The sequence below is a fragment of the Pseudomonas sp. URMO17WK12:I6 genome (assembly GCF_003253625.1).
Lineage (GTDB): Bacteria > Pseudomonadota > Gammaproteobacteria > Pseudomonadales > Pseudomonadaceae > Aquipseudomonas.
The window spans coordinates 84,095-106,674 of the sequence record NZ_QKYZ01000011.1 but is presented as its reverse complement, the minus strand read 5'-3'; the positions used below and the strand labels follow the sequence as shown (position 1 = coordinate 106,674).

Annotated in this window: 24 protein-coding genes; 11 read left to right on the top strand and 13 right to left on the bottom strand. The window is 59.4% G+C overall.

Going from position 1 to position 22,580, the window contains the following annotated elements; translation table 11 throughout:
• Nucleotides 1-33 precede the first annotated feature (33 nt).
• Nucleotides 34-1,053 carry a substrate-binding domain-containing protein gene (locus F475_RS20150; RefSeq protein WP_018927759.1) on the top strand — a complete coding sequence of 340 codons (1,020 nt, stop codon included), beginning with the start codon at nucleotides 34-36 and terminating at the stop codon, nucleotides 1,051-1,053.
• On the top strand, nucleotides 1,041-4,061 hold the full coding sequence (locus F475_RS20145; protein ID WP_111454576.1) for an EAL domain-containing protein: 3,021 nt from the start codon (nucleotides 1,041-1,043) through the stop codon (nucleotides 4,059-4,061). The genes F475_RS20150 and F475_RS20145 overlap by 13 nt, the downstream gene beginning before the upstream one ends.
• Here F475_RS20145 and F475_RS20140 read toward each other — a convergent pair.
• On the bottom strand, nucleotides 4,058-4,270 hold the full coding sequence (locus F475_RS20140; RefSeq protein ID WP_111454575.1) for a hypothetical protein: 213 nt from the start codon (nucleotides 4,268-4,270) through the stop codon (nucleotides 4,058-4,060). The two genes, F475_RS20145 and F475_RS20140, sit on opposite strands and share 4 nt — an antisense overlap.
• A gap of 154 nt (nucleotides 4,271-4,424) precedes the next feature.
• On the bottom strand, nucleotides 4,425-5,990 hold the full coding sequence (locus F475_RS20135) for a PAS domain-containing methyl-accepting chemotaxis protein (RefSeq protein WP_111454574.1): 1,566 nt from the start codon (nucleotides 5,988-5,990) through the stop codon (nucleotides 4,425-4,427).
• 296 nt (nucleotides 5,991-6,286) lie between these two features.
• Between F475_RS20135 and moaC the strand changes: the two genes are divergently transcribed.
• From moaC to F475_RS20100, 7 genes are all read left to right on the top strand, one after another.
• Nucleotides 6,287-6,760 carry a cyclic pyranopterin monophosphate synthase MoaC gene (moaC, locus tag F475_RS20130; RefSeq protein WP_026286545.1) on the top strand — a complete coding sequence of 158 codons (474 nt, stop codon included), beginning with the start codon at nucleotides 6,287-6,289 and terminating at the stop codon, nucleotides 6,758-6,760.
• Nucleotides 6,757-7,002 carry a MoaD/ThiS family protein gene (locus tag F475_RS20125; RefSeq protein ID WP_018927765.1) on the top strand — a complete coding sequence of 82 codons (246 nt, stop codon included), beginning with the start codon at nucleotides 6,757-6,759 and terminating at the stop codon, nucleotides 7,000-7,002. Before moaC ends, F475_RS20125 begins: the two co-directional genes overlap by 4 nt.
• A gap of 4 nt (nucleotides 7,003-7,006) precedes the next feature.
• The gene (gene moaE / locus F475_RS20120) at nucleotides 7,007-7,453 is read left to right on the top strand and encodes a molybdopterin synthase catalytic subunit MoaE (RefSeq protein WP_018927766.1); all 447 of its coding nucleotides are present in this window, start codon (nucleotides 7,007-7,009) and stop codon (nucleotides 7,451-7,453) included.
• A 54-nt stretch (nucleotides 7,454-7,507) separates the two neighbouring features.
• Nucleotides 7,508-7,951: a CopD family copper resistance protein gene (locus tag F475_RS20115; RefSeq protein WP_018927767.1), complete on the top strand. Its 444-nt coding sequence runs from the start codon at nucleotides 7,508-7,510 to the stop codon at nucleotides 7,949-7,951.
• A 119-nt stretch (nucleotides 7,952-8,070) separates the two neighbouring features.
• Nucleotides 8,071-9,456 carry a coproporphyrinogen III oxidase gene (locus F475_RS20110; protein WP_111454573.1) on the top strand — a complete coding sequence of 462 codons (1,386 nt, stop codon included), beginning with the start codon at nucleotides 8,071-8,073 and terminating at the stop codon, nucleotides 9,454-9,456.
• A complete protein-coding gene (gene hemN / locus F475_RS20105; protein WP_111454572.1) occupies nucleotides 9,440-10,828 on the top strand; it encodes an oxygen-independent coproporphyrinogen III oxidase in 1,389 nt (462 codons plus the stop codon). Before F475_RS20110 ends, hemN begins: the two co-directional genes overlap by 17 nt.
• A 39-nt stretch (nucleotides 10,829-10,867) precedes the next feature.
• Nucleotides 10,868-11,611: an SDR family NAD(P)-dependent oxidoreductase gene (locus F475_RS20100; RefSeq protein WP_111454571.1), complete on the top strand. Its 744-nt coding sequence runs from the start codon at nucleotides 10,868-10,870 to the stop codon at nucleotides 11,609-11,611.
• Between the two features lie 186 nt (nucleotides 11,612-11,797).
• Here the strand turns inward: F475_RS20100 and F475_RS20095 are convergent, their stop codons facing one another.
• The 11 genes from F475_RS20095 to F475_RS20045 all read right to left on the bottom strand — a co-directional run bounded on the left by F475_RS20095 (nucleotide 11,798) and on the right by F475_RS20045 (nucleotide 21,017).
• Nucleotides 11,798-13,291, bottom strand: a complete 1,494-nt coding sequence (locus F475_RS20095) for a cytochrome D1 domain-containing protein (RefSeq protein ID WP_111454570.1) — start codon at nucleotides 13,289-13,291, stop codon at nucleotides 11,798-11,800.
• Entirely contained in the window at nucleotides 13,288-14,124 is an 837-nt protein-coding gene (gene cobA, locus F475_RS20090; protein WP_018927774.1) for a uroporphyrinogen-III C-methyltransferase, read from the bottom strand. Before cobA ends, F475_RS20095 begins: the two co-directional genes overlap by 4 nt.
• 70 nt (nucleotides 14,125-14,194) lie before the next feature.
• Nucleotides 14,195-15,373, bottom strand: coding sequence for a heme d1 biosynthesis radical SAM protein NirJ (gene nirJ / locus F475_RS20085; protein ID WP_111454569.1), 1,179 nt, complete (start codon nucleotides 15,371-15,373; stop codon nucleotides 14,195-14,197).
• Between the two features lie 198 nt (nucleotides 15,374-15,571).
• On the bottom strand, nucleotides 15,572-16,087 hold the full coding sequence (locus F475_RS20080) for an Lrp/AsnC family transcriptional regulator (protein ID WP_018927776.1): 516 nt from the start codon (nucleotides 16,085-16,087) through the stop codon (nucleotides 15,572-15,574).
• Complete coding sequence (locus F475_RS20075; RefSeq protein ID WP_086945734.1) at nucleotides 16,062-16,505, bottom strand: Lrp/AsnC family transcriptional regulator; 444 nt, start codon at nucleotides 16,503-16,505, stop codon at nucleotides 16,062-16,064. The genes F475_RS20080 and F475_RS20075 overlap by 26 nt, the downstream gene beginning before the upstream one ends.
• Entirely contained in the window at nucleotides 16,498-17,013 is a 516-nt protein-coding gene (locus F475_RS20070) for an Lrp/AsnC family transcriptional regulator (RefSeq protein WP_111454568.1), read from the bottom strand. The genes F475_RS20075 and F475_RS20070 overlap by 8 nt, the downstream gene beginning before the upstream one ends.
• Nucleotides 17,010-17,468 (bottom strand): Lrp/AsnC family transcriptional regulator, encoded by a 459-nt coding sequence (locus F475_RS20065; protein ID WP_111454567.1) that lies wholly within the window; start codon nucleotides 17,466-17,468, stop codon nucleotides 17,010-17,012. Before F475_RS20065 ends, F475_RS20070 begins: the two co-directional genes overlap by 4 nt.
• 1 nt (nucleotide 17,469) lies before the next feature.
• On the bottom strand, nucleotides 17,470-18,648 hold the full coding sequence (locus tag F475_RS20060; protein WP_111454566.1) for a cytochrome D1 domain-containing protein: 1,179 nt from the start codon (nucleotides 18,646-18,648) through the stop codon (nucleotides 17,470-17,472).
• Entirely contained in the window at nucleotides 18,645-18,971 is a 327-nt protein-coding gene (locus F475_RS20055) for a cytochrome c (RefSeq protein WP_018927781.1), read from the bottom strand. Before F475_RS20055 ends, F475_RS20060 begins: the two co-directional genes overlap by 4 nt.
• A gap of 15 nt (nucleotides 18,972-18,986) precedes the next feature.
• Complete coding sequence (locus F475_RS20050; RefSeq protein WP_019649087.1) at nucleotides 18,987-19,301, bottom strand: c-type cytochrome; 315 nt, start codon at nucleotides 19,299-19,301, stop codon at nucleotides 18,987-18,989.
• A 24-nt stretch (nucleotides 19,302-19,325) separates the two neighbouring features.
• The gene (locus F475_RS20045) at nucleotides 19,326-21,017 is read right to left on the bottom strand and encodes a nitrite reductase (protein WP_111454565.1); all 1,692 of its coding nucleotides are present in this window, start codon (nucleotides 21,015-21,017) and stop codon (nucleotides 19,326-19,328) included.
• A 208-nt stretch (nucleotides 21,018-21,225) separates the two neighbouring features.
• Between F475_RS20045 and F475_RS20040 the strand changes: the two genes are divergently transcribed.
• Together F475_RS20040 and F475_RS20035 are read left to right on the top strand one after the other, a co-directional pair.
• On the top strand, nucleotides 21,226-22,008 hold the full coding sequence (locus tag F475_RS20040) for a CbbQ/NirQ/NorQ/GpvN family protein (protein ID WP_370695265.1): 783 nt from the start codon (nucleotides 21,226-21,228) through the stop codon (nucleotides 22,006-22,008).
• Entirely contained in the window at nucleotides 21,992-22,579 is a 588-nt protein-coding gene (locus F475_RS20035) for a cytochrome c oxidase subunit 3 (RefSeq protein WP_064617213.1), read from the top strand. Before F475_RS20040 ends, F475_RS20035 begins: the two co-directional genes overlap by 17 nt.
• The last annotated feature ends 1 nt before the right edge of the window (nucleotide 22,580 follow it).

Genomic DNA, 22,580 nt, shown 5'->3' with positions numbered 1-22,580 from the left:
ACCGCGGCAGGTGTCGAAAACGCCACGGTAACGGTGATTCAAGCGCAGGAAATCGTTTCCAGGGCCACCCTTGAAGCCGTTCGCTGGAGCGGCCCAGAATCCGGCCCGAAAGCCCAGCGGGGCAAGAGCATCGCCCTTGTCGCAGAGGATTTGCGTAACGGAGGCATCGTCGGTGTCGCGCAGGGCGCTCGCGAGGCAGCCAAGGCGATGGGCTGGACGCTGAAGATATTCGATGGCGCTGGATCATCGGCCGGGCGCGCAAAGGCTTTCTCCGATGCGCTGGCAGAGAAACCCGACGGCCTCATTCTGTGCGGTTCCGATGCCCTTGAGAACAATGCGGCGCTGATCCTCTTCGCCAACAGGGATGTGCCGGTGGTTGGCTGGCACGCCGGGGCACGCCCCGGGCCGATTGACGGCACGCCGGTGGCCATGAACGTCACGACCGACCCGCTCGAAGTGGCTCGCCTCACGGCCATGGCGGCAGTGGCACAGTCAAACGGACACGCCGGCGTGGTCATCCTGACCGACTCCAAGTACAGCATCGCCATGGCGAAAGCCAAGGCCATGGAAAACGTCATTCGGGCCTGTCGAGAATGTACGTTGCTGGAAGTGCGCGATGTGGCGATCTCCGAAAGTGGCGAGAAGATGCCGGCGCTCACCAAGGAGCTGCTTCAGCGCTATGGCAAGCGCTGGACCCACACGCTGGCCATCAACGATATCTATTTCGACTACTCGATTGCCTCATTGACCAACGCCGCAATGCCCAGTGACGGCATCAGTCTGTTATCTGCCGGTGATGGCAGCGCTTCGGCTTTCTTGCGCATACAGGCAAAAACCTACCAGACCGTCACCGTGGCCGAGCCGCTCAACCTGCATGGCTGGCAAGTGATGGATGAATTGAACCGGTTGTTTGCAGGGCAGCCGGTGAGCGGCTTCGTAGCACCGATTCACTTGGTCAATGCCGACAATATTGCTTTCGACGGCGGGAAGAAATTCCAGTACGACCCTGACAATGGTTATCGAGACATTTATCGCCACCAATGGAATCCCTGACATTGGACGTTATTTCCCGGCTCGGACGCCGGCTATTGCCGCAGTCGTTGCGCGCACAGTTCACACTGGCGTTCCTGACGCTGGCGCTGCTGATCCTGGCGGGTGGTGCCACAGCGGTCTACGCGTTGCGCACGTCAAACAGCGCCACCCGCCAGCTGACGGATGAACGACTGGTGCGCATGCAAAATGGGCAAGACATGGTGCAGCGGACCTTGCTGATCGAACGCCAGACCGATCAGCTTCTGACAACCCGTTCCCCCGACGCCCTGCGTTCAAGCTATGCGGCGACCGTCGAACAGCTTGAAGCCCTTGATCAACTGGTGCAGGAGCTGACTGCCGCGAACAGTGGCGAGGCGATACTCGACATGCATCAGTCGAGTCAGATGTTCCGCAATACCGCCAACATCGTTGCGCAACTGCGAGAAAGCCTGTTGCAGACCGAGGTCACCTTCGAGCAAGCCCTGGAGGATCACGCTGCCCGGTTAACCGCGACCAAGTCCCGGTCCAGCCTGGAACTGGCGGTGTTACTTTTCGATCTGCCGCAGGCTAATGACAGTGATGCCGTGCAACGGCTGCGGATCCGATATGAGCGCCTGTCACGCGCCGCTGGCAAGTTACCCGACGCTGATGGGGAAACGCCCGATCTCTTCTCCCTGCGCCTGAGACTCATCAATCAGCACAGCGTCATCCAGCGCTTCAATGAGGAGTTGAAGAATGAGGCCGGGGTTCTGGTCGCGGTGGCCCGTGCGCAATCCAGTGCTTACACCGAAGACTATCGCGAAGCCGTGCAGCGCCTGGTCGAGGCCTCAAATCGTAGCCAGCAATGGGTGCTGATCATGTTGGGCGCCAGTCTGGTGTTCGCCTGGTTCGTGACCCGGGTCTTCATGGGCCGTCATGTGCTTGTGCGCCTGAATGAAATAAGCCGGCAATTGCGTCAGGAACGCACTGACAAAACGCATTTGATGATGGTGGAACATGGGAAAGACGAGATCGGCAACATGGCTCGCGCGGTGAATCAATTCCTCAAAGACCGTCTTCAGCTGGAAAAAAAGACGGTCCAATTGAGTATCGCCACAGAGCGGCTCGCCCTGCAAAACAACCGATTAGAGCAAGAAGCCATCATCCGTGCCGGACAAGGTCATGTCCTGGAGCTGATCGCCAGGAGCACCGAGCTTGCAGAAGTCCTCGAGAGTCTGGCTCACCTGGTCGAGTCCCAACTGGAGGGGATGATGGTGTCCATCCTGGTGCTGGATGAGGATGGCAAACACCTGCTGCACGGGGCTGCCCCCAGTTTGCCGAAAGCCTATAACCAGCTCATTGACGGGATTGCGATCGGTCCAAACGTCGGCTCTTGCGGCACCGCGGTGTATCGACGAGAACCGGTCATCGTCACGGATATCGAGCTGGACCCGCTGTGGGAGGAGTACCGATCAGCCGCTGCGCCCTATGGATTTCGCGCCTGCTGGTCGACGCCGATTCTGTCCCATGAGCGAAAGGTATTGGGTACGTTTGCCTTGTATTCCAACACCGTCCGCAGCCCTAGCTCGACCGAGACGCGACTGATCGACATGGCGACACCTCTTGCCGGTATTGCGATAGAACGCCAACTGACCGAAAAGCGCATTCGCTATATGGGCGACCATGACGCACTGACCGGGCTGCCGAATCGCACACTGCTCGAAGACCGTCTCAAGCAGGCAATACTTTATGCCCAGCGCTACAGCCGGCTGGTGACGGTGGTGTTTCTCGATCTGGACAAATTCAAACTGGTGAATGACAGCCTTGGGCACAGCGCTGGAGACGTACTGCTGAAAACCGTCGCCCAGCGCATGCAGGAGTGTGTGCGCCGCACCGACACCGTCGTGCGACTGGGTGGCGACGAGTTTGTGATCATCCTGTTCGACCAGCCCTCAGACCTCGACGGCGTTACTCCAGCCCTGCACAAGATCCAGGAAGCCATCCTGCAGCCGATTCAGCTCAGCGGGCATACACTCCACGTCACCTGCAGCATGGGGTTGGCCACCTACCCAGCCGACGGCAGCGATACCGACACGTTGCTCAGCAATGCGGACGCCGCCATGTACCGGGCCAAGGAACTGGGTCGCAACAGTTACCAGTTCTATACGAGCGAGATGAATAACAAGGATCAGGGCAAGCTCGCCATGCAAGACGGGCTACGAAACGCACTCAACCATGACGAGTTCCTGCTGCTGTACCAGCCACAGGTGGATTTGCAGTCAGGTCAGATTATCGGCGTAGAAGCACTGATCCGCTGGCAGCATCCCGAACTCGGCATGGTGTCTCCAGTCAAATTCATTCCGCAGGCCGAAGAGACCGGGTTGATCGTGCCCATAGGCGATTGGGTGATTCATACCGCGTGTAGACAGAACAAGGACTGGCAGGATGCGGGCTGGCCGCCGATCACCATGTCGGTGAATATTTCAGCACGCCAGTTCATCGAAAGGGACCTGATCGACCGGGTGAGGCATGCCTTGCAAGAGACCGGACTGGACCCGATGTACCTTGAGCTGGAGCTGACCGAAAGTCTGATCATGCAAGACCTTCAGCAAGCCATCAGCAAAATGAAGGAACTGCAATCAATGGGGATCAGTCTGTCGATCGACGACTTCGGCACCGGCTACTCCAGCCTCGCGGCATTGAAAAGCTTCCCCATCGCAAGACTCAAGATCGACCAGTCTTTCGTGCACGATCTGCCCGACAACGAGAACGACAAAGCCATCGCTACCGCAGTGATTTCGTTGGGGCACCAACTGAACCTCAAGGTCATAGCCGAAGGTGTCGAAACCGAAGAGCAGCAAACCTTCCTGCGTGAAAACGGCTGCGATGAAATTCAGGGCCACTTTTTCAGCAGAGCGGTCAGCGCAGAGGAAATCAGTCTATTACTGCGTACGCCCCGATTGCCTCAATCGAGCTGCATTATCAGCCCTGACGCGGTAAGGCGAAAACGCGATGTAAAACGTCCACGCAGTCCAATGCCCGGGCATTAATGACTTGGCGTACGGTAAAACGCTGCTGTGTCGACCTGCGGCAAAAAAGGCATCGGCGACTTTCTGCTGCTCACCCAACTGGTGACCAGAGAAACCACCAGAATGGCCAGCACCGGACGACGGAATTTCGCTTCAGCATTTTTGATGGACTGTGGCATGGCACGCTCGGCATTCAGCAAGAGAGAAAACTTGCATCTGGCATGAACCATGGTGCCAATCTCGATGAGCCGGGTAGTGTGGCAGGGGAACGACCTATGAAGGCCGTCCCCATGCCGATTGTGGCGCAAACCACTTGAGGTCGGTGCTCTCCCGTATTTTCGCCGGTCAACTACGAGCTTCTTCGGTCAGCTCAAACACCTCTGGTTATCGATTAAAGCGCTCGACCAATGAGTACTGAGTATTGGCCGTCCGGGTCAACTCCTTGCTTAACTCTGCCGAATGATGGGCCTGCTCTGATGTCTGATCTGCCAGGTGCGCGATGGTGGTGATATTACGGCTGATTTCCTCTGCAACGGCGGTTTGCTCTTCAGTGGCCGCTGCAATTTGGGTTGTCATATCAGTGATGTTGGCGACCGCTTCACTGATACCTACCAATGCTTTGTCTGCCTCAAGCACCCACGTCACACCTTCTTCGGCCTGACGGCGACCACTTTCCATTGTTTGCACGGCGTTATCGGAAGACATCTGGAGCTTGGTTATCAGGCCATGGATTTGCGTCGTGGATTCAGAGGTGCGCTGCGCCAACTGACGCACCTCGTCCGCCACCACGGCGAAGCCTCGACCCATATCACCAGCGCGGGCAGCTTCGATCGCGGCATTCAGGGCCAGTAGGTTGGTTTGATCGGCAATGCCTTTGATGACATCGACCACGGTTCCGATTTCATTGCTGTCCTTGGCCAACTGCGCGACCGTCTGCCCGGTTTCGCCAACCACTGCGGACAGTCGCTGGATCGCTTCGCGGGTATCTCGGGCCACATCGCGTCCGCGTCCGGTCAGCAAGTTAGCTTCTTGGGAGGCGTCAGCGGTGCGTTGGACATGGCTGGCGACTTCTTGTGTGGTCGCCGCCATCTGATTGACCGCTGCGGACACTTGTTCGGTTTCGACACGCTGGCGATCAAGACCCCGTGAGCTGTCGGCGGCCAATACGTCGGACCTCCCGGCTAGTCCGCTGAGTTGCTCCGCAGTGTCCTGCAGACGTGTAAGACAGGTCTTCAGGCGCGCGGCCTGGCTCACAAAGGCCGTTTCAAGGCGTGCCTGAGGGCCACACTCGTCGCTGTACATTTTCGCGATCAGTTGATCGGAGGTGGAGGGTTCAGCCATCTGTAGCAAGCGTAATGTCCCCTGTTTTTGCCAGCGCGTGACGATCAGTCCGAGCGGTGCAGAGACTGCTGCGGTGATGGCAATGGCCAGGAAGGTGTTGAGTAAGACACCACTCAAAGCCCCCGCCAAGCCCATAGCCAGGAATGGCAGCCAGCCAAGCAGGGCCGGTTGCCACTTGTCACGCGCGGGGATGGCCGCCTTGCCCTGACTGATGCGCTTGTAGAGGGATTCGGCGCGGTGAACTTGTTCGGCAGTGGGTTTGACCCTGACTGATTCATAGCCAACCACTTGGCTGCCTTCGAAAATCGGTGTGACGTAGGCATTGACCCAGTAATGGTCACCGTTTCTGGAGCGGTTTTTGACAATGCCCATCCACGGGTTGCCTTGCTTAAGAGCGCCCCACATATGGGCGAATACGGCAGGAGGCACATCGGGATGGCGGACGATATTTTGCGGTGCGCCAATCAGGTCGGCTCTGTCGAAGCCACTGATTTCTACGAAGGCGTCATTGCAGTAAGTGATGACTCCTCGAGCATCTGTTGTCGAGATGAGTTTCTGTTGAGGTGCAAGCGCGACCTCACGTTGCGTAACGGGTTGGTTGTTCCTCATTCCTGCAGCTCCCTGGGTCCGGTAAAAAAGCCATCGGCAGACGCCAGGAAAATGTGAGTGATTTTTTTAAAATTATATTTAACAACAATGAGTTACATAAATTTTGCTCGTTGGAAATCGGGTCCCGCTTAGATTTTTTTCCAGGTCCGTCCTCGACATCCAGGTTTACGCAAGGTTGTAGGAATGGCCTTGTCTGGATTACTTGATTGACGTCAACCGCCTGTGTCGGCCTGCGCTGTATTCTGCGCTGAAACCGACTGTTGGTAGCGCAAGGCTTATTGCTCATGACTGAATTGATGCTGACTCACCTCGACTCACTGGGACGCGTGCGAATGGTCGATGTTACGGATAAATGCGTGACGTCCCGAGAAGCCGTGGCTGAGGCATGGGTTCATATGCTTGCCGAGACCCGACAACTGATTGCCAGTGGTGCTCACCCTAAAGGTGATGTATTTGCGGTAGCGCGGATCGCCGGCATTCAGGCGGCCAAACGCACGAGCGAGTTGATTCCGCTCTGTCATCCGCTGCTTCTGAGCAGTGTTAACGTTGAGTTGAGTTTTGAAGGTGACCAACGCGTACGCATTGTTTCTCGGTGCAAGCTGTCCGGACAGACCGGCGTCGAGATGGAGGCACTGACCGCCGCCAGTGTGGCGGCCTTGACCCTGTATGACATGTGCAAGGCCGTGGACCGGGGCATGAGTATCGAATCGGTGCGGCTGTTGGAGAAGCAGGGTGGTAAAAGTGGCTGGTATCAGGCGCCGCAACAATGAAGCTGAATGTTTTGTATTTCTCGCGGTACCGCGAAACGCTTGGCCTTGACGATGAAACGATTGAAGGTGATTTCACTTCTGTCGATCAGTTGCGTCAGCACCTGATACATCGTTCTGGCGTCTGGCAGGTGCTGGCCGAACAGAACCTCATGTGTGCCCGCAATCAGGACATGTGTGGGCTCGATGAGCCGTTGATAGACGGTGATGAAGTGGGTTTTTTCCCAACCGTAACGGGAGGGTGATTCGATGATTCGAGTGCAGACAGAGCGCTTCGAACCCGGCACCGAAATCAATGCCCTGCAGGCTTTGAGCCTGAATGTCGGTGCCGTGGTGAGTTTTGTCGGGTATGTACGTGACACCAACGTCGGACAAGAAGTCGCCGGGATGTTTCTTGAACATTACCCCGGTATGACCGAAAAGGTCCTGGGCAAGATCGCCGACGAAGCCCGGCAGCGCTGGCCGTTGCTCGGACTGGTGCTGATCCATCGAATCGGCGCGCTGCAACCGGGAGACCCCATTGTCTTTGTCGGCGTCAGCAGCAGTCATCGTCAAGCGGCTTTTGATGCCTGTGCGTTTGTAATGGATTACCTGAAAACCCGAGCGCCATTCTGGAAGAAAGAACAGGTGGCCGAGAGTTCCCATTGGGTCGAGGCTCGCCACAGTGATCGCGAGGCGGCGCAACGATGGGAGTGACGTTTCCCTCGCGGTGAGTGGAACGTGTTCAGCTGTATTGAGAGCGAGAATCCCATGCTCTATCCGCTGTTTCTGACGTTGCACCTGTTTGCCGCGATGATTTTCATCGGCACGGTATTCTTCGAAGTCCTGTTCCTTGAAAGTATCCGCAAACAACTGCCGGTCAAGGTCATGTTACTGGTCGAGCAGGGTGTCGGTCGACGTGCACGCACCTTGATTCCATGGGTCTTGCTGGTGTTGTTCGGTGCCGGGTTGGGGATGGTCTGGCTGCGCTATTTACCGGTCCTTGCCACACCAATGGCCTCATCGTTTGGCACGTTGCTGATGTTGAAAATCGTGGTGGCCGTCAGCGTACTGCTGCATTTCCTGGTCGCCATGTTTTTGTTCAAAAGTGGCCGGATGAGTGCTCGATACCTGCATTTCATCCATGGCAGCCTGTTCTGCCACATGGTTGTCATTGTGCTGTTGGCCAAGTGGATGTTTTACCTGACGTGGTGACTGGGCATGCCTGGTGTCCGTTGCGCGACAAGCACTTTGCTCGCGCTTGATGCAAATCAAGGAGCATGGGTCGCCAGGCTCCGACACTGGCGGTCCGCAGCCAGTCTCGGAGACCCGTTATGCTCAATTCGTTTCACAGCCCTGGAGAGCTGAACGTCCGGTGCGATCAAGGCGTGCTCGACCCCAACGGCCATGTCGACACTGAAAAATTTCACGACGGCATCGGCTCTCTGGATTTGCATCGTGCATTGCGCGTCAGCCGTCAGAAGTGCCGTCCGCTGTCGCTGAACGTGCAACTGCCTTCTAACCTCAAGCGTGCCTTGTGGTCCCCTCGCGAAACTTCATGCGAGCACAGTGGTGTCGAACACTATCTTCAGCGTCTGCAACATGAGATCGACCTCGTCGGTTGTCATCTGGGAGCCGGGCAGCGGGTCGAGCAGTTCCATCTGGGGGGCGGAACACCCGCCATCGCCCAACTGAGACGGCTGATGAATCACCTTCGTGGCCGATTCAACTTTCTTGGACATGAGTGCGGTGACTACAGCATAGAAGTGGACCTTCACCATACGGATTGGTCGACCATGGGCATGCTGCGTGACCTGGGGTTCAACCATGTCAGCATCGGCGTTCCGGACATCGGTGCCGACCGTGCGATGTCGGTGGCCTGCTACCAGAATCCGGCACCGATCCATTCGCTTATCGATGCCGCTCGTACCTTCGGCTATCGATCCATCAATGTCGATCTGGGTTATGGCCATACCTGGCAGACGCCAGAAAGTTTTGCGCTGAAACTGGCGACCATCATCGAACTGGAGCCGGACCGGCTGCTGGTGTTTGACTATGCCCGGCCACCCCAACGCTATCGGCCAAAGACTGCAGACACAATCGGGGCGTTTTGCAGCGAGGAAGATAAAGGCGCCATGCGCCGGATCTGCTTTGAACATTTGATCGGCGCCGGTTATCACTACATTGGCCTGGGGCAGTTTGTCCGACCCGATGACGATTTGGCGATTGCTCAGGAGCGCGGTCGATTACGTCGCAATTGTGAGGGGTTTACCCGTCACGGGCATTGCGACCATATCGGGTTCGGTTTGGGCGCTATCAGTCAGATCGACGGTTTGTATGCGCAAAACACCGACGAACTGGAACGGTACCAGCAGCAACTGGACATGGACCAACTGCCGACGAGTCGTGGCTGGCGCTGTGAGGAAGGGGATCAGGTCAGGCACATGGTCATGGAACGCCTGGCGTGTGATCTGGAGCTGGATATCCAGGCAATCGAGAGGCGTCATGGAGTCATTTTTCGCCAGTACTTTTTCACCGCCTGGCCTGTGCTGGAGCAATTGAGCCGTGACGGGTTGATCGAACTGTCTGACCGCTTCATCAGCATTCTTCCGGCCGGTCGGCCGCACGTGGATGCCGTCTGCAACCTGTTTGAAAAGGATTCGGACGGTGCGGGGCATGAACCCCATTACGAATGGATTGATCATGACAACTTCATTTGATTTCAATCGCGCCCTGGTCGAAAAGTATGACCTCCCGGGGCCGCGCTATACCTCTTACCCGACCGCGCCGCAGTTTCATCAGGCATTCGCCGTCGATGACTATCAGCGTGCGGCCTCGGACAGCAACCAGGCGACAACGCCAAAATCGCTGTCGGTGTACATCCACATCCCATTCTGCAAGAGCCTTTGTTACTACTGCGCCTGCAACAAAATCATTACCCGGAAAACCCACCGCGCCGTCGAGTACCTGACGTACCTCAAGCGCGAAATCGTGATGCAAGCTGCCTTGTTCGACCGCACTCGCAAACTCACGCAACTGCACCTGGGAGGTGGCACGCCGACCTATTTGACCGGCGAGCAACTGGCTGACCTGATGGACTGCCTGCACCAGGCATTCGACATGGATGACAGCGATGACCATGAGTTTTCCATCGAGGTCGACCCTCGCACCATCAGTACGCAACAGATCCAGTTGTTGCGTCAGTTGGGGTTCAATCGTTTGAGCTTTGGCGTACAGGACTTCGATCCCGACGTGCAGGCAGCGGTCAATCGGCAGCAAAGTGAAGAGCAAATCTATGCGCTGGTCGCTGCGGCACGCCAGGCGCGATTCAAATCGATCAGTGTCGATCTGATTTACGGCCTGCCATTGCAAACCGTGGAGAGTTTCGATGTCACCCTCGGCAAAATCATCGCGCTGCGTCCGGACCGGATTGCCGCCTACAGCTACGCCCATCTGCCGGAACTGGTGCGCGCACAACGGCTGATTCGTTCGGCCGACATGCCGCCACCGGAGCGCAAACTGGAATTGCTTGAACTGACTGTCCGTCGTCTGACTGAGGCCGGTTATATCTATATCGGCATGGACAATTTTGCCTTGCCGGACGATGAGTTGGCGTTGGCCCGGGCCAATGGCACGTTGCAACGCAATTTCCAGGGTTATTCCACCCATGCCGACTGCGATTTGATCGGTCTCGGGGTGTCCTCCATCGGCAAGGTCGGCGACAGCTACAGCCAGAGCGTCAAGGAGCTATCGCAGTACTACGCCCGCATTGATCAAGGCTTGTTGCCTGTGCATCGGGGTTACCGGTTGAGCGCCGATGATCGTCTGCGCCGTGAAGTGATCAGCGATCTGATGTGCCACGGCCGGATCGACTTCGGCAAGTTTGAAGCGGGTCATGACATCTGCTTTACCGATTACTTTGCCGATGCGCTGATGCAACTGGACGAGCATGTTCGCGATGGCTTGCTGCAGATTCACAAAGACGCGTTGGTGTTGTTGCCCCACGGGCATTTGATGATGCGCAGCGCGGCGATGGCGTTTGATGCCTATTTGGGCGCTGATCAAAAAGGCCGGTTTTCACGTACCGTTTGAAGTCCCCAGTGCTGGCGTCCGCGATGCCAGGAGGAAATGATGAGAACCGAGTTTCAGGATCGTTTGGCGGTGGTCACGGGTGCCAGTTCCGGGATAGGCCTGGCCCTGTGTGCGGCGCTGTTGCCGCGCGGGGTCAAGGTGCTGGCGATGTCACGGAAAATCGGGGAACTGCCGGCCTTGCAGCAGATCTATGGCGAGTGCTTGCAATGGTGTGCCGGTGACGTGACCTGTCAGGATGACCTGCAGGCGCTGGCCCAACGTGCATCGACACTGGGCCAGGTGGATTATCTGGTGCCCAACGCGGGTATCGCCGAAATGGCCGATAGCCTCGACATGCCGGCCTTCCAGCGTCAGTGGGCGGTCAACGGCGCCGGGGCGTTGAATACCCTGGCGGCGTTACGCGGGGAGTTGGCGAGTCCGGCTTCGGTGGTGTTTGTCGGCAGCTTCCTGACCGGCTCGAGTTTTCCCGGTCTGGCCGCCTGCATTGCCAGCAAGGCCGCGCTGGCGGCGCAGGCGCGCACGTTGGCGGTGGAATTCGCGCGTTATGACGTGCGCATCAATCTGGTCTCCCCGGGGCCGACCGCGACCTCGATGTGGGACAACCTGGGGTTGAGCGACGGGGAACTCGACGACGTTGCCGGCACCCTCGGCAAACGTCTGCTGCCCGGTCATTTCCTCGATGCGTCTGCGGTGGCCAACGTGATTGTTTTTCAGCTGTCTCAAGGCGCGCGGGGTGTTTATGGTCAGGACTGGAAAGTCGATAACGGTTATACCCTGAGCTGAAGAGGTGAACACAAACCCTGTGGCGAGGGAGCTTGCTCCCGCTCGGCTGCGTAGCAGTCGTAAAATCAGCACCTGCGTTTAATCTGAATGTACGCAGTGACTGCTTTTAGGGCCGCTTCGCGCCCCAGCGGGAGCAAGCTCCCTCGCCACAAGTGCAATGTGTATTTCGATGTTCAGACACAAAATCTAGTGCGACGTACCCTCGGCAAACTCGATTTTATTGCCCACGTTGTACTTACCCGACGGCTTGTTCATCGGCAGGCGTTTGACCTCCTTGAGGGTGTTGCTGTCGTAGACGATCAGCGCACCGTCAGTGGCCCAGATACTCAGCAGCAGGTAGCGACCGTCGCGGGTGAATTCGACGTGGGCGGCGGTCTTTCCGGGCATCGGGCGCAGGGTGTGAGCGATTTCCAGGGTCTGTTTGTCGATCAGGTGGATCGCATCGTTGTCGGGGCCGAAGAACACGTCGGTCCAGGCATACCGCGAGTTGACGTGGCTGCGCATGAAGAAGCCCGGCCCCAGGGTCGGTATTTCCTTGAGCAGTTTCCAGGTCTTGAAGTCGATGACCGAGATCAGGCCCTTGCTGATGTTCGGCGTGGCGAACACCCACTCACCGTTACGTTTCCAGTAGGTCCCGGACCCCAGGTGCGGCATGCCCGGCAGTGGAATGTCGGTGACCACCTTGCCACTGTCGAGGTCGATCACCTGACCGCCCTTGGCCGCGCGCGACGTGGCCAGCAGTTGCTTGTAGTCCGGTGAAAAGGAAAAGTCGTCCAGCATATCTTCGGCGTGGATCCGTCGCGGTTCGAAATCCGGTGTGCCGGTGCAGGGCAGTTCCCAGACTTCCTTCACGTCCTTGAGCGCTACGATGAAGCTGTCCCGTGGCGGCGCGGTGTAGACCGCGCTGACCCGTGACGCGGTACCGTCCTGGCCGATCGCCGGAATGGTTTTGACCAATGACAGATCACGGGCATCGAGCACCACCAGGTTGCCAGGCAGGTAGTTGCCCACCAGCACCCATCGGCCGTCCTTGCTCACCGCGAGGTTGCGGGTGTTGAGCCCGGCGCGGACCTCGGCGATCAGTTTCAGGTTATGCAAGTCATACAGGCTGATCCAGCCATCGCGAGAAGCCACGTAGACGAAGCGTCCGTCCGGCGAAAACTTCGGCCCGCCATGCACTGCAAAGTGCGAAGAGAACCGAGCCAGCACTTCAAAGCGGTCGCCGTCGAGGATGTCGATGTGATGATCACCGGCTTCCACCACCACAAACAGGTTCAGGGGATCGGCGCGATGCTGGGGTGTGTCGGGCAGTTTGTTGATATCGGCGAGAATCGAATGACTGCCGCGAATGTCATCGTTGCTCCAGGTGGTTGGGGTGGCGGGTGGTTGCTGGAGGTAGTCCACCAACGCGTCGATCTGCGTGGCGTTGAACACGTTGGCATACCCGCTCATCTGACTCGCGGGACGACCGTCCTGGATCACGCTGCGGATTTCGTCGGGTTTGATCCGGCTCAGGCTTTCCGGCAGCAAGGCCGGTCCCGTACCGCCGAGACGATTGGCGCCATGGCAGCTCTGGCAATGCTGTTGGTAGAGGTTGGCGGCCACGTCGGAGGGCGGAGTCGCTGCACCGGCGTGAGCCGCACCGATCCATAACAATGGGCCAAGCACCATGCGCCTCATATCGCCACCTTGCGCTGGCGTTGCAGCGCTGCGGGGTAAAAGCGCGCCGGGAATTCCTGTTGTTGGGCAGCGAACAGATCGACCACTTTGCCGATCACCGCAAGCGTCGGAATGCCAGGTGGGCATTCCCGCGCCAGGGTCGGCAATTGGTGCAGCCTGCCTCGTGCAACATGCTGGTCGGGACGCGTGCCATTGCTGATCAGCGCCGCCGGTGTCTCGGCGGGCATTCCAGCTTCGATCAAGCGCTGGGCGATAATCCCGAGATTGGATAACCCCATGTAAAACACCAGGGTCTGGCTGCTGTCGACGAGGCTGCTCCAGGGTAATTGCAACTCACCATCATGTTGCAGGTGCCCGGTGATGAATCGACAGGAGTTGACCAGCTCCCGATGGGTCAGTGGAATGCCAGCGTAAGCGCTACACCCGGAGGCGGCAGTAATGCCGGGGACGACCTGGCAGTCAATGTTGCGTTGCAGCAGGTACTCCAGTTCCTCGGCGCCACGGCCGAAGATGAACGGGTCGCCACCTTTGAGCCGGACCACACGCTGCCCCAGATCGGCGAGGTCGGCGAGTAGTTCGTTGATCTGATCCTGAGGCAGGCTGTGGCAGCCGCTGGCCTTGCCGACGTAATGCCGGGCGCAGGTGAGGGGGATCAATGCCAGCAGCTCGGGGCTGATCAGGCGGTCGTAAACCACGGCGTCGGCTTGCATCAACAGGCTCCAGGCGCGCAGGGTCAGCAAGCGTGGATCGCCGGGGCCAGCGCCGACCAGGGCAACTTCGCCCGGTCTGAACGGGGACTCAAGTGCAGCCGGTAAAATAATCGATGGATGCATGGGACGTCCTTGGTACTTCATCAGGTGGGCCGGCCCCATCCTTTGTCAGATGGCTCGCCAGGCGGGTGCTTCAGTGCATGACGCAAGGGATGGTCGGTAAGGGCGACACGCCGATTTCTTCATCGCTGAGGTGGCAACCGGGGTCCTGGCCCCAGAGATCACCCTCGGCCCAGGCGCGGGTGCGGGTATTGCCGTTGCAGATGCTGAGCCAGCGGCATTGGCCACAACGGCCACCCACGGCGCGAGGATGCGCGCGCAGTTGCTGCAACAAGGCGTCCGGGCGGTCCAGCCACAGCGTGCGAAACGGCGTGTGCCGGACATTGCCCACCGAGTGCTGCCACCAATAGGTGTCGGGGTGCACTTCGCCTGTGTTGTCGATGTTGGCGATGCCACTGCCCGAGGCGTTGCCGCCCCAGGCGCGGAGCATGTGTTCCAGGCGCCGGTAATGCTCGGGTAGATGCAGGCCTACCCATTGCAGCAGGAGAATGGCGTCGGCATCGTTGTTGCCGCTGACAAAATCGCTGTCGCGACCGTGCTGGATGTCCTCCCAGGCCCGTTTGAAGATCAGCGTCATCGCCTCGCGGCTCATCTGCTGCCGGGCGTCGAGTTGGCGGCTGCGTTTGCCGCGACCGCTGTAGTTGAGGTGCGACAGATAAAACTTCTGCACGTCGTATTCGCGCATCAGTGCCAGTAATTGCGGCAGCTGCGCATGATTCTCCTGGGTCAGGGTGGTGCGCAGGCCGACGCGAATGCCCTGTTCGCGACAGAGCCGGATCGCCCGCATGGAACTGGCGAAGCTGCCCTTCAATTGGCGGAAGGCGTCATGGGTGGCTTCCAGGCCGTCGATGCTGATCCCGACATAATCGAAATTCGCTGCGCGGATCTGCGCGATGTTCTGCTCATCGATCAATGTGCCGTTGGTGGACAAAGCCACAAAGAAACCCTTTGTGCGGGCATAGGCGCTGAGCACAAACAGATCGTCACGCAGCAGGGGTTCACCGCCGGAAAGAATCAATACCTTCACGCCGGCATCGTGCAGATCGTCGATCACGGTCAGCGCGGCGGGCGTATCCAGTTCGTCGCGAAAGACGCTGTCGGCGGACGTGGCGTAGCAGTGTTTGCAGGTCAGGTTGCAGCGCCTGAGCAGGTTCCAGATCACCACCGGCGGCCGGTTGCTGCCCGGTGGGCTGGTTCTGGGGGCGGGCACCTGGCCGGTCAGGGCACGCAGGTATTGGCTGATCCTCAACATGCAACTCTCCTTGAGTCAGGGTGTGTTCAGCGCGAAGCAATAAGCAAACGCAAGCCTGATGCCCGTAGCAGCTGTCGAGCTTGCGAGGCTGCGTTCGGCTGGGCAGCAGTCGTATAACCTGTGTGCAAGGTTTATCTGAAACACCGTATCGCCTGATTTCACGACTGCTTCGCAGCCGAACGCAGGCTTCGCCAGCTGCTACAAGGTATGCGTTGAACTGAGCGGCATTAAACGCACACCGGTTTTTTTCAGGATGCGACTGCTCACCAGCATCTCGTCGGCGACACAGGCGTCGCCCAGCAAGTAGCGCAGGTGTTCGCGGTAACTGTCGATTTCCTCGCGGCTGCGACCGTGCACCATGGCGAACAGGTTGTAGCGCCACGCGGTTCGTCGCGGGCGTCGATAACAGTGGCTGACAAAAGGCTGTGCGCCGATCAGCGCGCCGAGGCGCGGCATGTCGGTGTCGCGCACATCCCAAACGGTCATGCCGTTGTAGCGATAGCCCAGGCGATAGTGGTTGGGGACAGCGGCGATGCGCCGGATCGCGCCCTCGGCCTGCAGGCGCTTGAGCAGATCCAGGGTGGATTCGATGCTCAGGTCCAGCTGTTCGGCGAGCCAGGCCCATGGGTCATCCAGCAGCGGCAAGCCGGCCTGGGTCAGTTCAATCAGCCGGTGCGCCAGGGTGTCTTCAGACCGGGAAGTACAGACCGACATGGTAAGTCTCCTCTTTAGGCAAGTTGAGCAGCGGCAAACCGGTCAGGGTTTCGATGTATTGCAAGGTTTCGGTGACGTCTTGTTCGGTCGCGCAGGCGAGCACGAACCACATGTTCCAGGCGTGTTCGCGTCGATAGTTGTGCGCCACTTCAGGCAGGGCATGCAGTTGCTCGGCGACCTCTTCGAACCGTTCTTCCGGCACGGCCAGCGCCGCGAGGGTGAAGGCGCCACCGAGGCGTTCGATGTCGAACATCGGGCCGAAGCGCGTGAGTATTCCTTCACAGAGCAGTTCGTGGAGGCGGTGGAGCAATTCAGGGCTGCTGCTGTCCAGTTCGCTGGCCAGCGCCTGCCAGGGGTTACGCACCAGTGGCAGGCCCAGTTGCAAGCGGTTGATCAACCGACGGTCAAGATCATCCATGGGGCTTGGTTCCCGTTGAGGAGGCGACAAAGCGTCCGCCGCATTGTTTGAAGGCATGGGTGCTGAACAGCAGTTGATGGGGCAGGTCACTCAGCAAGTGTTCTCCCAGCAACGCCTGGATCTGCGCCTCGACCTGCGCGCGTTGGCGTCCGTGAACCATGCAGAACAGGTTGTAGCGCCACTGCGGCAGGCGCCGTGGCCGTTGATAGCAGAGGGTGATACCGGACGCTCGCCCCAGGCGCTGGCCGACTTCGTCGATCAGCGCGTCCGGAACATCCAGCACCAGCATGGCGTTGGCGGTAAAGCCCAGGGCGCGATGGTTGAGCACCAGGCCGACCCGGCGAAACAGCCCCTGTTCGTGCCACTGGTGCATCTGCGCGAGCACCTGGTTTTCGTCGGCGTTTATCCGTTCCGCGAGGGCCTGATAGGGGCGCGAAACACGCGGTAATCCGTCTTCCAGGTGCCTTCGTAAGGCCTGTGTCTGTTCGGGACTCAATCCCGGCTTCATGGGCCTTCTCCCAAGGCAAAACCGAGGTCGATGCGGTAAGCGGTCAACATCGGCAGATCCAGCGGAACAAGGCCGGTTTCGTTCTCAAGTTGTTCGAGAACACGTTCGATGTGGGGGCGATCAGGCCCGGTCAGCACAAACCACAGGTTGTAGAAATGCTCCCGTGCGTAGTTGTGGTTGACCTCGGGATACTGGCTGACGCGCTCGGCGACCTGTTGCAGACGTTCGGCGGGCACGGCGAAGGCGGCGAGGGTGCTGGCCCCGGCGCGGCTGTGTTCGAACACCGGGCCGATGCGTGAGAGGGGGCCGGCCTGAGCCATTTTTTCCAGACAATCCATCACCTGGGCCTCGCGGCAACCGAGAATCCGGGCCATCTCCTTGTAAGGTTCCGGGCACAACGGCATGCCGTGCTGGAAGCGGTCGATCAGTTGGCGGCTGAGCAGGTCGAGGTTCATTTCAATAGCCCATTTTCTGCGCGCGACTGCTGAAGAAGATGCCGCTCGGCGCGGTGGCGGGAAGGGTGCTCAGCTGCTTCAGGCTGTACGGATCCCAGACCTGAACCTGATCGCCATCGCGTAACGACAGCCACAACTGGTCGCCGCGCGCGGTGAATTCCATGTGCAGCACCGCCGGCCCCGGTCGCAGATCGGCGACTACGGCACGGGTTTCGGTGTCGATGACCTGGACCCGATCGTTGTCCGGGTAGGCGAAATTGACCCACAGTTGCCGACCGTCCGGCCGCGACGTGACGAACACCGGTTGACCGGCCACCGAGATGGCAGCGGTCTGCTGCCACGTGCGGGAATCCATCACCAGCACCTGATGACGGCCGACGGCGGGTACGAAGGCCTGGTTGTCGGCAACGGCCCAACCCTCCAGATGCGGCATCTTGTAGACGGGCAACTTCGCCTGGCCGCGTCCGTAATCACCGAGCACTCGCTGCACCCCGCGCTCGGGGTGCCAGAGGTCGAGTTGCGCCATGCCGTCTTCGCCGAACAGCCCAGCCATGTAATAGCGACCATCGGGGGTAATCAGCGCGTCGTAGGGTTGCTGGCCGATGCCGGTGAAGCGGCTGATCCGTGGCGTGCTGCCCTGACTGAAATCGGCGGTCCAGATCTCGCCGGTATCGAACAGGCTGAACACAAAACGCTGACCGGGCGCGTCGACCAGGCCGACCACCCGTGAGCGTTTGCTGCCATCGGCGAGCGGTGTCGCGGGAATATCGGCCACCTGTTGCAGAGTGACGGCATCGAACACCTTCACGCCGCCGGGCACGTAGTTGGAGACTGCGATCAACTTGCCGTCCTGACTGATGGCGCCGCCGATGCTGTTGCCGCCCTGGATGACGCGATGGTCGATGCGTTGGGTCAGCAGGTCGATTTTGCTCAACCCGCCGTCGCGGCCGAACACATAGGCATAACGCTGGTCGCGGGAAAACACCACCGAGGCATGGGACAGATCGCCGAAGCCTTCGAGTCGGGCCAGTGCCGTGCGGGTATCGCTTTCGATGATTTGCACGCTGCCGGTGGCGCGCTCCACCACCACGCCCAGATCGCCGGTACCACGCAAGGGTGACTGAGCGCAGGCGGACAACAACAGCCCGGTCGCCGCTGACAGCAGGATTGAACGGATCATGGTGCGGGATATCCCTGGAGAAGAAGATCTACCAGCCAACGAATGTCGTCCGGGCTGAGCAACGGGGCCCAACCGGGCATCGCGGTGCCGGGGCGACCTTGGGTGACGGTGGCAATCAGGCTGTCGCGGGACTTGCCTGCCAGCGTTGCGCGCGTCAGGTCGGGACCCAGCCCGCCGGTCATGTGCAGTCCATGGCAGGCGCCGCAATCCTGGGCCAGCAGGTGCTCGAGTTGGGCCTGACGCTTGGCGTTCGGCGCCGCAACCGAGGTCGCGCAAAAAAGGAGGAGGGCCGCCAGAACCACTGCGTGTCGATGAACCATCATGGCGCCCTCCGTTGGCTATTTGAGACTCAGGACCCAAGTTGCAAGTGTCTTCGCTTCATCATCCGTCACCGGGTTGGCCGGCATTGGTATCGGGCCCCAGTTGCCTTGCGTACCGTTCTTGATGTGGTTGGCCAGGGTGTCGACGGCCTCGGGTACGCCAGCGTTCTTGGCCGCGACATCCTTGAGCGCCGGGCCGACAAGCTTGGTGTCGATGGAATGGCAGGCGGCGCAGGGTTTGCTCTTGAACAGTTCCTGCGCATCTTGGGCCACAACCGGCTGCACGCTCAGCGCAGCGGTCAGGGCGAACAGTGAAAGCAGAGTATTTTTCATGGTCGTTCCTTGCATTGATGGAGCTCAATAAATGTCGTGTTGGGTGTTGTAGACATTGAATTTCCCGGTGGGGGTAATCAGGCGTTTGTCCTTGATCACCGATTTGAGCTTCAGCGTTTTGTCGTCGATCACCACCAGTGCCGACTCCTCTGATTGACCGCTCCACACGGAGAACCAGACCTCATCGCCGGCCTTGTTGTATTCCGGCTGCACGACCCGCATGGCGCCTTGCTTGATGCCGGCGTACTCGGCGATGGGCAGCACGGTGTAGCCGGCGTCGAGTTTGTCGAGGTTGAACACCGCCACCGACTGGCTCAGCTTGGCGTCCGGGTTGAGGGTGGTGTCGACATACAGGTGGCGCGAGTTGGGGTGGGTTTTGATGAACAACGAACCGCCGCCCTGGCCCTTGAGCGAGGCGACCTGTTTCCAGGCGTATTGCGGGTGTTTGGCCGGGTCGGTACCGATCAGCGAGATACCGTCGTCTCCCAGGTGGCTGGTGGCCCAGACCGGGCCGTAGACAGGATGATCAAAGTTGGCGCCACGACCCGGGTGAGGGGTTTTGCCGACGTCCACCAGGGCGGCCAACTTGCGATCCTTGGAGTCGATCACGGCGACTTTGTTGGAGTTGTTGGCGGCGGTCATGAAGTAGCGATGGGTGCTGTCCCAACCGCCGTCATGCAGGAAAGGGGCGGCATCGATGTAGGTGATGGTGAGGTTTTTGATGTCCTGGTAATTGACCAGCATGACCTTGCCGGTTTCCTTGACGTTAACGATGAACTCCGGCCATTCGTGGGAGGCGATGATCGCCGCGACCCGGGGTTCCGGGTGATATTCTTGCTTGTCGACAGTCATGCCGCGGGTCGAGACGATCTGTTTGGGCTCCAGGGTTTCGCCATCCATGATGGTGAATTGTGGTGGCCAATAGGAGCCGGCGACCGTGTATTTGTCTTCGTAACCCTTGAACTTGGAGGTCTCCACCGAGCGCGCCTCGATGCCCACTTTGACTTCGGCGACCTTGGTCGGCTCCACCGGCCACAGGTCGATCATGTCGATCCGGGCGTCTCGACCAATCACCAGCAGGTAGCGACCGGAGGCAGAAATGCGCGAGATGTGCACCGCGTAACCGGTCTCGATCAGCTTGACGATTTTCTTGCTGTCACCGTCGATCAGGGCAATCTTGCCGTCATCGCGCAACGTCACCGAAAACAGGTTCGGCAGATTGAATTTGCTCAGTTGCTTCTTCGGACGATCCTCGGGCTTGACCAGCACTTTCCAGGTTTTCAGCGTCTCGGCCATGCCCCATTCCGGTGGCGTGGGCGGTGTGTGCTGAATGAACTTGGCCATGGCCGTGATCTGATCCTTGGTCAGCGCATTGGATGTTCCCCAGTTCGGCATGCCCGCTGGTGAACCGAAGGTAATCAACGCCTCCAGATACGGTTGGCCGCGAGACTGGGTGATGTCCGGCGTCAGTGGTTTACCCGTGGCGCCTTTGCGCAGCACGCCGTGGCAGCCGGCGCAGCGCTGGAAATAGATTTCCTTGGACGCGTCGAACTCGGCCTGACTCATGTCGGGCGCTCCGGCGGTTTTGACCATCAGCGGGCTGGCCGCAGCAGTGGCGGGTTCCTCGGCTCTGGCTGCGTGAGTCACCGCAAGGGCCAGCGCCGACCACAATGTGGCGACAGTCAGAGCAAACGTTTTTCTATTGCTGATCAGCATTCCATTTCTCCTCAGGCAAGACCTTTGCGATGTGCTGGAACGGCAGCGCAGAACGCAGGTTCTTAGTGCCGTGCAAGGCTATGCCCGAGCAGGCCAATGCTTGCTTGACCGCGATCAAGTTTGCCGGCCATGTCACTTGCCAGGTTGTCGCAGGCGCCCGTAGCGTGTGGCTTGAATCCGCTTTTGGAACAGACAGCCCATGGACCGAATCCAGTCTTGCGAACCCTTCTATCAACCGCTCAATAATGAGGAGGCGCTGTTCGAGCAAGCCTGGCGACACGGCATGCCGGTGCTGATCAAAGGCCCGACGGGGTGCGGCAAGACCCGTTTCGTCCAGCACATGGCCCATCGGCTGAAGCTACCGCTGTACACCGTGGCGTGCCATGACGACCTGAGTGCCGCCGACCTGATTGGCCGTCATCTGATTGGCGCCCAAGGCACCTGGTGGCAGGACGGGCCGCTGACCCGCGCGGTGCGTGAAGGCGGCATTTGTTATCTGGACGAAGTGGTCGAGGCGCGGCAGGACACGGTGGTCGTACTGCACCCACTGGCCGATGATCGTCGCGAGTTGTTCCTGGAGCGCACCGGCGAAGTGTTGCAGGCGCCGTCCTCATTCATGCTGGTCGTGTCGTACAACCCCGGCTACCAGAACCTGCTCAAAGGCATGAAACCCAGCACCCGACAACGTTTCGTGGCGATGCGTTTCGGCTATCCGCCGGTGGCCGACGAAGAGCGTATTGTCAGCCGGGAAGCGCAGGTGGACAGCGCGCTGGCGGCGCAAGTGGTCAGGCTGGGGCAGGCCCTGCGAAGGCTGGATCAACATGATCTTGAGGAAGTCGCCTCGACACGGCTGCTGATTTTTACTGCGCGAATGATCCGCTCCGGCATGAGCCCGCGTGAAGCGTGCATGGCTTGCCTGGCCGAGCCGCTGAGCGATGATCCGCTGACGGTTGCGGCGCTGATGGGCGTGGTTGATGTCCACTTCGGCTGAGTCCAGGGGCGTTGCGCGTGGCCACCTGCCGGGCGATCTGGCGATGTGGTTTTTCATTTTGGCCGAGTTGTCGGTGTTCGCCATCCTGATTCTGGCGTTCGCCGTGACCCAGGCACTCAAGCCGCAGTTGTTCGGTGAAAGCCGTCAATTGCTCAACACCTCTACCGGCCTGGCAATGACCCTGAGCCTGCTCACCGCCGGGCTGTTCGCCGCGCTGGCTCAGGAGCAGGTCAGGCGTTCCCGGTCCCGCCACGGCGCCGTACTTCTGCTGGCCGCGTTGCTTGCCGGCAGCGTCTACGTGGTGTTGAAACTTACCGAATACCGGCACTTGCTGGCCTCGGGGCTGGGCATGGAGCACAACACGTTTTTCACCCTCTACTGGATCCTCACCGGTTTTCATTTTCTCCATGTATTGCTCGGCATGGTCATTCTCGGATGGCTGGCCGAGCGCTGCCGTCGAGGCCTGTACAACGCCGCCAACCGCAGCGGGTTTGAATCGGGCGTGCTGTATTGGCACATGGTCGATCTGATCTGGGTCGTGCTGTTTCCGCTGGTGTACGTGCTGAATTGAC